At 38.1% G+C, this 13361-nt stretch carries 11 protein-coding genes and 2 tRNA genes; 9 read left to right on the top strand and 4 right to left on the bottom strand.

Translation table 11 applies throughout. The annotated features are described in order from the left end of the window. Positions 1–113: 113 nt before the first annotated feature. Positions 114–740, top strand: coding sequence for a PAQR family membrane homeostasis protein TrhA (trhA, locus tag WA338_RS13595; protein WP_272986701.1), 627 nt, complete (start codon positions 114–116; stop codon positions 738–740). Here trhA and WA338_RS13590 read toward each other — a convergent pair. Continuing rightward, a complete protein-coding gene (locus WA338_RS13590; protein ID WP_272986700.1) occupies positions 737–1165 on the bottom strand; it encodes a DUF4268 domain-containing protein in 429 nt (142 codons plus the stop codon). The two genes, trhA and WA338_RS13590, sit on opposite strands and share 4 nt — an antisense overlap. 1 nt (position 1166) lies before the next feature. After that, a complete protein-coding gene (locus WA338_RS13585) occupies positions 1167–1835 on the bottom strand; it encodes a ZIP family metal transporter (RefSeq protein WP_272986698.1) in 669 nt (222 codons plus the stop codon). Positions 1836–1910: 75 nt separating this feature from the next. Between WA338_RS13585 and WA338_RS13580 the strand changes: the two genes are divergently transcribed. After that, positions 1911–3074 (top strand): THUMP domain-containing class I SAM-dependent RNA methyltransferase, encoded by a 1164-nt coding sequence (locus tag WA338_RS13580; RefSeq protein ID WP_009779698.1) that lies wholly within the window; start codon positions 1911–1913, stop codon positions 3072–3074. A 91-nt stretch (positions 3075–3165) separates the two neighbouring features. Here the strand turns inward: WA338_RS13580 and WA338_RS13575 are convergent, their stop codons facing one another. Continuing rightward, positions 3166–3915 (bottom strand): C40 family peptidase, encoded by a 750-nt coding sequence (locus WA338_RS13575; RefSeq protein WP_040532631.1) that lies wholly within the window; start codon positions 3913–3915, stop codon positions 3166–3168. Positions 3916–4013: 98 nt separating this feature from the next. Continuing rightward, positions 4014–5189, bottom strand: coding sequence for an acetyl-CoA C-acyltransferase (locus WA338_RS13570; RefSeq protein WP_009779700.1), 1176 nt, complete (start codon positions 5187–5189; stop codon positions 4014–4016). 209 nt (positions 5190–5398) lie between these two features. On the opposite strand from WA338_RS13570, the gene WA338_RS13565 reads away from it, so the two are divergent. From WA338_RS13565 to WA338_RS13535, 7 genes are all read left to right on the top strand, one after another. Then, complete coding sequence (locus WA338_RS13565) at positions 5399–7444, top strand: HD family phosphohydrolase (protein WP_009779701.1); 2046 nt, start codon at positions 5399–5401, stop codon at positions 7442–7444. A 139-nt stretch (positions 7445–7583) separates the two neighbouring features. Continuing rightward, positions 7584–7667, top strand: a tRNA-Ser gene (locus tag WA338_RS13560). A 22-nt stretch (positions 7668–7689) separates the two neighbouring features. Then, a tRNA-Pro gene (locus WA338_RS13555) sits at positions 7690–7764 on the top strand. 423 nt (positions 7765–8187) lie between these two features. Beyond that, positions 8188–8964: an alpha/beta fold hydrolase gene (locus WA338_RS13550; RefSeq protein WP_009779702.1), complete on the top strand. Its 777-nt coding sequence runs from the start codon at positions 8188–8190 to the stop codon at positions 8962–8964. Next, complete coding sequence (locus WA338_RS13545) at positions 8964–9695, top strand: LuxR C-terminal-related transcriptional regulator (RefSeq protein ID WP_009779703.1); 732 nt, start codon at positions 8964–8966, stop codon at positions 9693–9695. Before WA338_RS13550 ends, WA338_RS13545 begins: the two co-directional genes overlap by 1 nt. 556 nt (positions 9696–10251) lie before the next feature. Beyond that, positions 10252–10752, top strand: coding sequence for a carboxypeptidase-like regulatory domain-containing protein (locus WA338_RS13540; protein ID WP_009779704.1), 501 nt, complete (start codon positions 10252–10254; stop codon positions 10750–10752). A gap of 6 nt (positions 10753–10758) precedes the next feature. Beyond that, a complete protein-coding gene (locus WA338_RS13535) occupies positions 10759–13353 on the top strand; it encodes a SusC/RagA family TonB-linked outer membrane protein (RefSeq protein WP_009779705.1) in 2595 nt (864 codons plus the stop codon). Positions 13354–13361: the final 8 nt, after the last annotated feature.

Raw genomic sequence — 13361 nt, 5'->3', positions numbered from 1 at the left:
GTGGGAGAGTAGGTCGCCGCCTTGTTTTAGAAGTCTGCATCAATATCTGATGCAGACTTTTTTTTTGGACGTAAGTCTATACAAAGACTCGTACTATTTGTAATTTGTGAACTATGAATACCAATTGGAGAGAAGAAGAGTTTTGGAATGCCCTTTCACATGGTCTTGGAGTTTTGCTTGGTTGCTGTGGTATTTTTGTCTTACTCAGTTATGATAGCTTCAAATCAGATTATAGTACGTTGAGCATTCTGTTCTACGGTTTTTCTATAGTGTTACTCTATAGTGCCTCTACGCTTTATCATCTTGTGAGTCATGTTTCTTGGAGGCATATACTTAGAAAAATAGATCACATCAGTATTTATTTTTTAATAGCAGGTACCTATACACCCGTAGCATTAATCGCTCTTGAAGATAATAATGGCTGGATTATATTTTGGACCGTTTGGGGTATAGCCTTAATAGGTACTATATTAAAGATTTTCTTTACAGGTAGGTTTGAGGTATTGTCACTCCTGCTTTACCTACTTATGGGATGGTTGATCGTTTTCGATTGGAATAATCTTGTAGCAGTCTCAACTGATACCGGAATAAACTTATTGATGTTAGGTGGTGCATTTTACACTGTGGGTATTATATTTTATGCTATCAGAAAAATACCTTTCAATCACTTGATTTGGCATTTTTTTGTGCTTGCAGGAAGCATATGTCACTTTTTGTTCATTTTGATCGATGTGATCTAGGATGTGATGAAGTCTTGATATTCCCACCAGAAGAGCTCAAATTTTTCCATATTGTCGTGGAAGAATTCAAAAACTTCAGGCCAATGCTTTTTGTTATGAATGTTCACGTTTAGTCTTTCAACATAAACACGTGAAATGACTTTTCCGCTACTGCGTATATATTCCTTTTCAAAAAGAATATCTTCAGAAACTTCTGCTTTAAGTAAGTTTTTTAAGCTTTCAAACTTTTCAAAATAGTATTCACGGAATACTTGATCATAGGTTTCAATATCAAATGAAACCATCGCTTTGTAGTTATCAAAACTGAATTTCAAATTGATTTCTTTTACTTTGGTATCATAAAGCAGCCATTTTCTTTGATAGCGTTTACCAAAGAAAATCCAGAAATCTTCACGTATCTTTTTTGATTCTTCCCTGCTAAACATATTAGAGTAAATAGGCTAGCGTTATTCCCAGTAAAATAACACCAAATTTAGTCGCATTGAACTGGTGATTTTTAGAGGATTCAAAAAGTATAGTGGTAGATACGTGTAATAAAACGCCAACGACAATCGCATTTATACTACTTTTTAAAGTTGTAGACCAAATATCTAACGCACCTAAATAACTTCCTAAAGGAGTCATCAAAGCAAAAACGCTTAAAAAGGCCACAATTTGAAGCTTGCTAATGTTTGATGACAACAAGAAGGAGCTGATGATAATGGCAATTGGGATTTTATGCACAACGATTCCGTAGACAAGATCTTGATTTTGCGACAACGGAAAACCTTCAAATGCTGAATGCACACACAAACTAACGAGTAATAACCACGGGATATTTTTTCGGGCTTTATCTAGGTGTAAATGTCCGTGTTCTGCACCTCTGGAAATAAATTCTAATAAGATTTGAAGCAGCAATCCCGCCATAATGAATAAGCCGACATTCTCATTGCCAGTAGAGTAGAGCTCGGGTAAAAATTCAAAAATCGTAATAGAAAGTAAAAAAGCTCCACTAAAAGCCAACAGCAATTTTACAGAAGTGTCTAAAGTGGGTTTAAAAAGTAGCGCAATAACAAAACCCAGTAAAACTGCGGCTACAGGTAAAATAAAAATCATACAATCGTTAGCTAGGAATTCTTAGTCGTAACAAGCCGACAAAATTAACCTATTTTTGCAATCAAAATTTTAACGATGGAAGGGAACTTTAAAATGCTGGCAAAAACCTTATTTGGTTTTGAAGATTTACTAGCACGAGAATTACGGGAATTAGGAGCAGGAGATATAGAAATAGGAACACGAAGTGTTGGTTTTTCTGGTGATACAGGTTTTATGTACAAGGCCAATTTATGCTGCCGTACTGCCATAAAAATTTTAAAGCCGCTGCGCTCTTTTGTAGTCAAAGATGAAAATGCACTTTATGCTGCGGTGAAGAGTATCGATTGGAGCCAATATATGCGTGTTAATGACACCTTTGCTATCAATGCCACCATAAGTGGTGAACAGTTTACACATTCTTTGTTTGTTGCTCAAAAAGCCAAGGACGCGGTTGTAGATCAGTTTAGAGAGGCTACGGGCGATCGACCGGATGTAGATCTGAAATTCCCCGATTTGAGCATTGACATTCATATACGCCACAACAGATGTACGATTTCGCTTGATAGCAGTGGCGTTTCGTTACATCAGCGAGGATATCGTTTAAGCACCAATATTGCCCCTATAAATGAAGTTTTGGCCGCGGGCTGTTTAATGCTTGCCGGGTGGAAGGGGTACAGTGATTTTCTTGACCCAATGTGCGGTAGTGGGACAATGCTTATTGAAGCTGCGATGATCGCCTGCAATATTCCGCCTAATTTGAACCGAAAGCAGTTTGGTTTTGAAAATTGGCACGATTGGGATCCAGATCTTTTTGACGTGATCGAAGCTGCAGCGTTGAAGAAAATACGGGAGTTCCATTTTACCATTCAAGGCTATGATCTAGATCCTTCAGTAATCGATAAAGCCAAAGAGAATATTAAAAATGCCGAATTGAGCGAGTTTATTTCTATAAAGCAAGCCGACTTTTTTAAGACTGAAAAAGAACGCGAGCGTCATTTGCATATGGTTTTTAATCCGCCGTACGGCGAAAGAATTCCGGTAGAAATGGAAGCTTTTTATAAAAATATAGGAGATACGCTGAAGCAAAATTATAAAGATACCGAAGCTTGGTTCATCACTTCAAACCTCGAATCTTTAAAGCACGTAGGCTTACGCACCAGCCGAAAAATAAAGCTTTATAATGGTTCGTTAGAATCACGTCTAGTGAAATATGATATTTATGCCGGTTCTAAAAAGGCGAAGTATCAGAACAACGATTAATTACAGAACACCGTAATAAAAAAAGCGAGAAATTTATTTCTCGCTTTTTTTATTGGCGTCGCTAAAGGGATTAATCTCTTTAGCGCGTGAATTAAAGAATTCTTTTTATAACTCTTAGTTTATGGGTGTGTGTGCGACGTTCTGCATTATAAATACCCGTGTGATCTATACGATCAATACGCACCTCACCATGGCAATGTATAATATAATTGTCTTGAAGCATTATTCCCACGTGTACGATAGCACCTTCGTCATTATCAAAAAAGGCCAGATCGCCAGGTTCACTTTCTTCAATAAAGCTTAAAGCTTCCCCTTGAGTCGCTTGCTGGGAAGCGTCTCTAAATAAGGAATGTCCGTTAAGTCTATATACCATTTGCGTAAAGCCACTACAATCTAAACCGAAAGGTGTACGACCACCCCACAAATACGGACTTTTCAAATACAGTAATGCGGTGTTAATGAATGTGGCTTTCTCTCGTTTTTCTGCAACAGAATTACCTTCGTAATGATCACCAGTTAATGACAAATTTGCCAATTGCGCTCCTAATGGAATGCTGAGCACGTGCTCGTCTGAAGAAGTAGCCATCTGCAAGAGATCACTGGCGAGAATAGGAGTGCGCTCTTGGGCAGCATCATAATCTTCAACCGTAATTTCTTTATATTGCTTGTTGTCAATCCACCCCTCATATTTATCATGTGCAAGACGGATGCGACTCCATTTCTTACGGATTTCAAGCACTTTAAAATGCTCACCATAAAGTACTTGGTTGATCATTTCGGCCGCATCTGCAGGCTCTAAACGCATAGGTACAATACTTAATGGGCAAATGCCGTAATTCATCAGGCGGTTTTGAAATTTTTGTAAAAGTAATTCAAATGATTTTTTCCCACCAAAATGATTATTAACAAGACGTGTATAACTTCAGTTTCAATACAATTTTATCTGGAAATCACCATTGCCGAAGCGCCACCGCCACCATTACAAATCGCAGCAGCACCCAACTTGGCATTATTCTGTTTTAAAACGTTTATGAGCGTGATGAGAATACGCACACCACTACATCCCAAAGGATGCCCAAGAGATACGGCACCGCCATTTACATTTACTTTATCTGCAGATAAACCTAAGATCTTCATATTGGCTAAACCAACAACAGAAAAGGCTTCGTTAAACTCAAAATAATCAATCTCACCTTGACCTACGCCCGCTTTTGCCAAGGCTTTAGGCAAAGCTTTTGAGGGAGCGGTAGTGAACCACTCAGGATCTGTAGCAGCATCAGCATAACTTTTGATGGTGCATAAAACTTCTAGATTAAGTTCTTCAGCTTTTTCTTTAGTCATTAAAATGACAGCACCGGCACCATCATTAATCGTAGAGGCATTTGCAGCGGTCACCGTACCATCTTTTGAAAATGCCGGTCTTAGGCTGCTTATCTTGTCCATACGAATATTCTTAAATTCTTCGTCTTCTTTGATTAGAACAGGTTCTCCACGACGCTGTGGCACTTCCACAGGAACAACTTCATCAGTAAACTTTCCGCTTTCCCAGGCAGCAGCTGAACGTTTATAGCTTTCAATAGCAAATGCATCTTGGTCTTCACGAGAAAAATTATATTCTTGAGCACAAGCATCTGCACAAACACCCATCGCATTACCATCGTAGGCATCGACGAGTCCGTCTTTTTGCATACCGTCTACCAAAGTCGTCGGACCAAATTTTTGCCCGTTACGCATATGTACGTAATGTGGAATTTGGCTCATACTTTCCATTCCGCCGGCAACAACGACCTCATTATCTCCAAGAGCGATAGATTGCGCAGCAAACATTACCGCTTTCATTCCTGAAGCACAAACCTTATTTACGGTGGTACACGGAACATTTTTTGGAATACCGGCACCAAGTGCTGCTTGTCGCGCAGGCGCTTGACCAACCCCGGCTTGTACCACATTTCCCATAAAAATTTCATTGACTAAAGTCGGGTCTAAATCAATTTTATCTAAAGCTCCTTTGATCGCAGCAACTCCCAGATCAACAGCGGTAAGTGAAGATAAACTTCCTAAAAAACTACCTATTGGAGTACGCACGGCGGAAACGATAACTATATCTTTTTGCATCTTATTTGTGTGTTTTTTGATAGAACTCAAAAGTAAGGAATACCAAACGAAAACGTTATCTTTTAGTCAATACTTAACACCTTAAGCTTCCCGTTTAATTTTAGTACTTTTACTTTTAAGTGCATGCTCAAGGAATTGAATAAACTTGAAAAATTCAGGTTGGTCTTATTGAAGTTAAGCCTTGACATTAGGAGCCTCACACGTGTTTTATGAGTAGTATTTTAAACCGGTTTTATAAAAATCAAGGTGCAATATATAAGGTGTTGTTATGTATTGCAAGTACCATTCTTATCGTTTATCTCTTTCCGAAAAGCGGGAAGTTTCAGTTTGATTTTCAGCAGAATAAACCTTGGCAATATGATAATTTGTATGCGCCGGTAGATTTTGCGATTCTGAAAAGCGAAGACCAGCTAGAGCAGGAGCGTGCCGATGTTGAGAATTCGATTATTCCTTATTTTAATTATGATCAGGATATTGCCAATGAGGCTAAGGCAGCCTATGAAAACCAGTTTGCTTCGGTTTTTACCGATTCGATCTTTAGAAACCGGCAGGACGAACTCAAGAATTTTGGTCTCCAAATTCTTGATGACATTTATAAATACGGGGTCATAAGCGATCTTGTGGCTTTTCAGGAAGGAAGAAAGATTTACTTACGTCGCGGTAATGAAATCGAAGAAACTTCTATAGAAAACCTGAATACGACCGATGAGATCAGCGCGCTTATCAACAGGCGTCTTGTGAACGGACCTTATGTGCAAGCCGCCAATCGTTTTAAAGAGCTGTTTTATGATGTGGTGCAACCTAACGTAACCTACGATGAAAAGCTCACCAATAAAGAGCTCAATGCAGAATTGAGTAAAATCGCTCCTACAAAAGGTGTGGTAAACAAAGGAAGCCGAATTGTCGCAAAAGGAGAGATCGTTGAGCAGAGTACTTACCAAATTTTAAAGTCGCTTCAAGCCGAATATGAATCCCAATCCTGGACGGCCAGCAAATACAATTGGGTTGTTTTTGGTTATGTGTTGCTGGTTTCAGTGGCACTTACAATGCTTTTGCTTTTTATCAAAACCTATAGAGAGCAGGTTTTTGAGAACAATACAATGGTCACTTTTATTTTCTTCAATATCATTTTAATGGTGTTGTTTACGACCTTGATCGTAAAGTATGATGCCAATTATGTATATGTGGTTCCTTTGTGTATACTTCCGCTGGTGATCAAGGCGTTTTTTGATTCGCGATTGGGACTGTTTACTCACGTGATCACGCTTCTGCTGTTGGGTTTTATCGTGCCTAATACTTCAGAGTATATGTTTTTGCAAGTGATCGCCGGGATCGTGACGATTTTAACGGTTTCAGAGTTGTATAAGCGGGCTAATTTATTTATTTCGGTAGGGCAGATCACTTTTATATACATCATTGGGTATTTTGCGTTCCATATCATTCATGAAGGGACTGTAGACAACCTTGAATGGGAAACCTTTAGTTTGTTTATCATTACCGGTCTTGCTACATTATTCGTTCAGCCGCTTATTTATGCGTATGAGAAGATCTTTGGCCTTGTGAGCGATCTTTCGCTGTTAGAGCTTACCGATACCAATTCTAAGCTGCTGAAAAACTTAGCCAATAAAGCACCGGGAACTTTTCACCATAGTTTGAATGTAGCAAACCTTGCAGAAGCTGCCGCAAATGAGATTGGAGCCAATGCGATGCTGACTCGGGTAGGGGCATTGTATCACGATATTGGCAAAATGGTAAATCCTACAGATTTTACCGAAAATCAATCGACAGGAATCAACACGCACGAAGACTTATCACCTCGAGAAAGTGCACGTATCATCATTGATCACGTGATTAACGGGATTGAAATTGCGCGTAAGAATAATCTACCGGATCGGGTTATAGATTTCATCAGAACACATCATGGGACCAGCACGGTATATTTTTTCTACAAAAAAGCGCAGGAGCAGGATGAGGATGTAAATATTGATGACTTTAGATATCCCGGGCCCTTGCCGTTTAGTAAGGAGACTGCAATCCTGATGATGGCAGATAGTGTAGAGGCGGCTAGTAAAAGTTTGAAGTCACCAACTTCTGTGTTGATCGATTCTTTTGTAGAAAAGATCATCAACAAGCAAATGGAGGAAAATCAATTCTTGAACGCGACGATTACCTTCAAAGAAATACAGATTATTAAAAAAGTATTGAAGTCAAAGCTGAATAATATCTATCATCTGCGAATTGAATATCCTGAATAGGGTTTTGTGAAATTCTTGTTTTCAGGGAGTTAAAAAAAGATTGAAAAAAAGTTATAGAAATTCTTCAAAAAGCTTTGGTTGATCGAAAACTTAGATATATATTTGCACCCGCGTTTTGAGAGAGACGCCAACGTTCTTAGGAGAGGTGCCAGAGTGGTAATGGAGCAGATTGCTAATCTGTCGACGGGTAACCGTCGCCAGGGTTCGAATCCCTGTCTCTCCGCAACTTTTTTAAGAAAACACCTCGGGGTGTAGCGTAGCCCGGTCATCGCGCCTGCTTTGGGAGCAGGAGGTCGCAGGTTCGAATCCTGCCACCCCGACGAACCACTTGAAAGTGGTAATCAAAAACCTGTTAGTTTTTAACTAACAGGTTTTTTTATTTTAAAACTAGACAAATCTGATTTACCTTAAAACAAGCAGTTTAGTCCTTTAAACCTATCCAAATTCTTCATCAAAGACTTATTTTTCAAAAGAAAACAAAGTAAATAGCGAGGATGCTCACAAACTGTCTTTCCAGAGACTGTTTGAAAAGGTCTTTAGAATGCCTTATATTGAGAATTTTAGAGCAAAAAAATCCTTTGTCTATAAAGTTATTTTCAGAATAAGTATTTTACAGGAAGTTAATTGGTTTAGCAGAAGTTTTGACTTATAGCACAGACATAGATAAAAGCCGAAAGCGTTTTGTAAATCAATGTCTAGTATACAAAACGCCATGTTTTTACTAAATTTTTCGAGCCCTAACTATGAACCATAAATTAGAATTACAATTTCAAACGTGTTCCAACCAATCTAAAAATCTATTGGTGTGTCTTCACGGTAATTCTGTAGACTCCAATTATTTTTCAGTATTGCTAGCAGGTGTCGCCGGATGGAGGGTGGTAGCGCCTGATTTTATAGGACACGGAGAAAGCCCTAAGCTAGATTCTGAAGATTATAATTATGAGAATTTTGTACAGTGTTTGGTTCAATTCATCGATCAATTTTCATACGACCGACTAGTGATAGTTGGGCATTCTATGGGAGGAAATCTGGCTATTGAATTGATGAACCTTCTTCAGATAGATGGTTTATTGCTAATGGCATCCCTTCCTGTTTCATACTCCAGTAAGTTATCTCCTTATCTAAAAATGCCCGATTTTAAATTGTCTGAGCGTCACCAAGAAAATAGGATTCTTGCTGAAAAATATCTTTCTCAGCTTTCAACAGATCAATCTTCGATAAGTTATTTGACTCAGGCTTTCTTAAAAACCGACCCTGTTTTTCGTGATCGATTGCTGGAAGAATTTGGCGCTATGAAATTCTCTGATCAGCTAGAACTATTACAGCAGAATAACACAACCTATGTAGGTTATTTAATGGGGCTTGAAGATGCGGCAATAAACAGGGAATATCTAAATCAATTGGTTAAGGAGGAGATTTTTGATTTTTTTGACGTAATTCCGAATTGCGGACATTACAGCTTCATAGAAGCACCTCTAGAAAACAAAAAGTTTGTTTTAAAATTTATTGAACGCGTTTAATGAGTAAAAATGACATGGATACGTTTTTAAATCAGCAGGCTGAAAAGCTGAAAAATTTAGAAGCCATACCTCAAAAACTCGATGGTCTAGAAAGTTACCCGCTATCAGCATCTCAATGTCTTTATATTCATAATTTCCAAACAAAGTCCATTAGTTTTCAAAAAGGTGTGTCGGAGTTCTTAGGCTATTCACAAGATGAATTCAATTCACAACTCGTCAATAGTTTTTTTCACCCACAAGATAAAGCTATAGTATCCCGACTCATTCAAGCCTCTGTGAGTTATGCCATAGAAAATAAATTTTCTCAAGACGCACACCTTTCATTGACCTACAGAATTCGAAAAAAGAATGGGGAGTATATCAAAATTCTACGGCAGTCAAAAGTATTTGAAGCAGATAAAGACGGGCATCTGGTAAGCAATTTTTCGCTGTTGACCGATATTTCTTATATGGATACCTCCAATTGCGTAGAATGGAATTTTGATGCCAACTATTTAGATCAGGCGGCTTTCAAAAGATATGTAGGGCATCAATATGAAAACTTTTTTTCAGCCCGGCAATTTGAAGTGATAAAGGGAATTACTGAAGGACTCAATAGTAAAGAAATCGCAGATTTACTGTTTATTAGTAGGCATACCGTAGATACGCACCGCAAGAATATTCTTAAAAAAGCCAGGTGTAAAAATTCGGTTGAGCTTATTTCATTTTGTAAAAAGAATGGGTTAATTTAAATGGTTGCTAATAAAATTTAGACCCCAAAATGTATGTTTCTAAAGGCATAGGAACAAGTATTTTGCCAATACGCTTTGGAGCCAGAGCAGAAATGGTAGAAATGGAAATTTAAAGTTTATTTGCGCACCATAGAAAAGCAACTGCTTTTAGCTTTAATTTGAAGCATTTTCAACTTATCGATTTTACATCTAAAACCTATTAATTTTTCAATTTAAAAGGTGTTTTGTTGTTGAATTTTTAATAAAATGTAATTATCACACTTAATTTGTCTTTTTGAAGCATTTGACTTTTTCAAGTAAAATTATGTGCGCTTTTCAAGCACATTTCATTTCGAATTCGATCATTTTCAATACCTATTTATAGGTTTGTTTGGTGTTTAAATTGTTGATTTTCAGTATTTAAAAAATTGTAAAAATAGTTTGTTTTATCAAGCAGTACACAACAGGACAGTAAAGCTACAACGTTGTAGTATCATTGTTTATGTGACTAAGTCCTAAATCTTTTACTTCTAGGAGTGGTCTTTACAACATTTACATTTTTAACTAAACAAGAATTATGAAAACTAAAAGAAAACTAAGCTCAATTTTTATTTTGCTGCTGTTTTTCTGTTCCCTTCATGTTCAGGCTCAAGAGACCATAACGGTTACTGGGACGATAACAGATGCAGAAAATGGCCAGCCATTACCAGGAGTAAATGTATTGGTCAAGGGGACCAGCACAGGAGCCATCGCCGACTTTGATGGTAATTATACTATTGATGCGGCAGCAGATGGCGTATTAATTTTTTCTTCTGTAGGTTTTGTCACTCAATCTGTTGCTATAAATGGTCGTTCTCAAATCAATTTGAGCCTAGCGGTTGACAATCAACAACTGGATGAAGTCGTGGTAGTGGGATATGGTACTCAAAGTAGTAGAAAAGTAACTGGTGCAGTCCAGCAAATTAGTACCGAAGAATTGGCAGATATACCGGTACCACAGGTTACTCAAAAACTTCAGGGGAGGTTAGTTGGTGTTCAAATCAATCAGACCACTGGTAAACCGGGACAGGGAATCTAGGTTCGTGTGAGAGGTCAGGCTTCCATTTTAGCAGGAAGTGACCCTTTATACGTGGTCGATGGGTTTCCTATTGTAGGTGATATCAGTTCTATTAATCCTGATGAAATTGAAAATATAAGTGTACTTAAAGATGCTGCTTCAACATCATTATATGGTTCACGCGCGGCAAATGGCGTTGTTTTAATAACTACAAAATCTGGTAAAACCGAGCGAGGATCGTTATCCTTGAGTTATTATGGTGGAGTACAAATCGTTCCCGAACGTGGACGACCAGATTTAATGAACGGTACTGAGTTTGCTCAATTTAGAAAAGAATCCTTTGAAGATTTAGGACAGCCGGTTCCAGAACCATTTCAAAATCCGGAACAATACGGCGAAGGTTTTGACTGGTATGACGCAATGTTTGTGGCGGCTCCTATTCAGAGTCTAAATCTCAATTGGAATTCCCGTACAGAACGCAGCTCTGTAGCGATCGTTGCAGGAGTCTTCAATCAGGACGGGGTGATGGTTAATTCAAATTTTAAAAGATACTCGCTTCGTGCAAATTCTACCTTTAAATTAAATGATAATTTAAATCTGGGCATTTCTGTCGCTCCTAATTACTCTATAGATAACTTACCAAGTTCTGATGGTGCATTTTATGCAACTAATGTAAATTCTGGTATCCCCGGAGGTTTGGTTACTAATGCAATGCAAACCTGGCCAATATTACCCTTTGAGAATCCAGACGGAACGCTTCCGCTCACTGCTTGGATTCCAGGGGTAAGTGCTTTTCCAACACCCAACTGGTATCGTGCAGCTAAAGAAATTACCAATGAAACAAAATCTACTCGTATTTTAGGAAACTTGTTTTTAGAATACCGTCCAATAGAAGGTTTAACTTTGAAAACTTCTATTAATGGCGATTTTGGAAATTCTTCCTTTTTCAACTATAGCCCTTCTACTTCATCAACGACGTTCACCGCATTACCCCCGGTGATAGCTACGTCAATACGCCGTGAGAATAAATATTTAAGCTGGTTGAATGAAAATACAGCGACTTATAATAAATCTTTTGGAAACCACAACTTTGAATTACTTGGTGGAATTTCGTACCAAAAGTATGAAGGAGACAACTCCCAGCTATATTTGTCTAATTTTCCAGACGATCGCATTCGCACCATACAATCGGCGCTTAATATCGATAGAACAGCTTCTTTTAATAATATTAATCACTGGAGTTTATCTTCCTATTTCTCGAGATTGAACTATGACTATGACGGTAAATACTTAGTAACATTGGCATTACGTCGTGATGGTTCGTCTAGATTTGGTTCAAACAATCGCTGGGGTAACTTTCCTTCAGTCTCTGCAGGATGGGTGTTTTCTGATGAATCTTTCCTAGAAAATGCAGATTTTTTAAGTTTTGGTAAAATAAGAGCAAGTTATGGTGTCATCGGTAATAACAACATAGGAAACTATACCCAATATGCATTGGTCGATAATTCAATTAATGCTGTTTTTGGGAACACTGTAGCAAGTGGTGCTGCTGTTACTACTTTAGGTAATGCTAATTTAGGTTGGGAACGTACAAAACAGTTTGACATTGGATTAGACCTGAGATTCTTCAATAATAGAGTTGAGTTTATCTATGATTATTACAAGAAAAATACCACAGACCTTTTATTTAATGTGGCTATACCACAAGAATCAGGTTTTTCGAATTTTAACGATAACGTTGGAGAAATTGAATTTTGGGGTCATGAGTTTGCTATCGTAAGTCGAAATGTGGCCAATGATAATTTTACGTGGAATACAAACTTTAATATCGCCTTTAACCGAAATAAAGTGGTGGCATTGGCAGAAGGAGTAGATCGAATTTTCTCACCAGGGGGAAACTATACCAGCATAACACGCGCAGGTGAACCTCTAGGACAATTTTGGGGTTTAATTCACGACGGTGTATATGATAATCAAGCAGAATTTGATTCCTCACCACGCGCGGTAGAATCTGAAGTAGGTACTATCAAATTTGCCGATGTCAACGGGGACGGCGTCATTACATTCGGGAATGAAAATGATGACCGCACGGTAATTGGTAATCCGTTTCCTGATTACATTTTTGGTATTACTAATGACTTTAAATACAAGAATTGGGATGCAAGTGTGGTTATTTCAGGATCAGTAGGTAATGACATCGCAGTTACCACAGATCAAGGTCTTACAAATCTTGATGGTGTTTTTAATGTACTCAGAGATGTACAGGACCGTTGGAGGTCTCCAGAGAATCCGGGAAGTGGTCGTTACGGGAAAACTACGAGCGCAACTTTTATGGAGCGTGATTGGTTCAGTTCTAGATTTATTGAAGACGGAAGTCATCTCACCGTCAAAAACATAACAGTAGGATACAATTTTCCTGTAAAAGAAGATGGATTGTTACAGCGTGCACGTGTATATGCCTCTGTTCAACAGGCATTTGTTTTTACTAAATATAGAGGGTCAAACCCAGAAATTAGTACCACAACACAAGGGCAACAGGCCGGTGCATTGTCTTTAGGTTACGACTGGGGTTCCTATCCAGTACCTAGAACGTTTACAGTAGGATTTAATCTATCATTATAAAAAATATA

The organism is Leeuwenhoekiella sp. CH_XMU1409-2, from assembly GCF_037029365.1.
GTDB classification, from domain to species: domain Bacteria; phylum Bacteroidota; class Bacteroidia; order Flavobacteriales; family Flavobacteriaceae; genus Leeuwenhoekiella; species Leeuwenhoekiella blandensis.
Note: the sequence above shows the minus strand (reverse complement) of the source record. Positions and strands in the feature narration are given on the sequence as shown.

Excerpts from the sequence above, each read along its gene's own strand:
- trhA (WP_272986701.1), top strand. The coding sequence starts at position 114 with ATGAATACCAATTGGAGAGAAGAAGAGTTTTGGAATGCCCTTTCACAT.
- WA338_RS13565 (WP_009779701.1), top strand. The coding sequence starts at position 5,399 with ATGAGTAGTATTTTAAACCGGTTTTATAAAAATCAAGGTGCAATATAT.
- WA338_RS13575 (WP_040532631.1), bottom strand. The coding sequence starts at position 3,915 with ATGAATTACGGCATTTGCCCATTAAGTATTGTACCTATGCGTTTAGAG.
- WA338_RS13570 (WP_009779700.1), bottom strand. The coding sequence starts at position 5,189 with ATGCAAAAAGATATAGTTATCGTTTCCGCCGTGCGTACTCCAATAGGT.
- WA338_RS13580 (WP_009779698.1), top strand. The coding sequence starts at position 1,911 with ATGGAAGGGAACTTTAAAATGCTGGCAAAAACCTTATTTGGTTTTGAA.
- WA338_RS13540 (WP_009779704.1), top strand. The coding sequence starts at position 10,252 with ATGAAAACTAAAAGAAAACTAAGCTCAATTTTTATTTTGCTGCTGTTT.
- WA338_RS13550 (WP_009779702.1), top strand. The coding sequence starts at position 8,188 with ATGAACCATAAATTAGAATTACAATTTCAAACGTGTTCCAACCAATCT.
- WA338_RS13545 (WP_009779703.1), top strand. The coding sequence starts at position 8,964 with ATGAGTAAAAATGACATGGATACGTTTTTAAATCAGCAGGCTGAAAAG.
- WA338_RS13585 (WP_272986698.1), bottom strand. The coding sequence starts at position 1,835 with ATGATTTTTATTTTACCTGTAGCCGCAGTTTTACTGGGTTTTGTTATT.
- WA338_RS13590 (WP_272986700.1), bottom strand. The coding sequence starts at position 1,165 with ATGTTTAGCAGGGAAGAATCAAAAAAGATACGTGAAGATTTCTGGATT.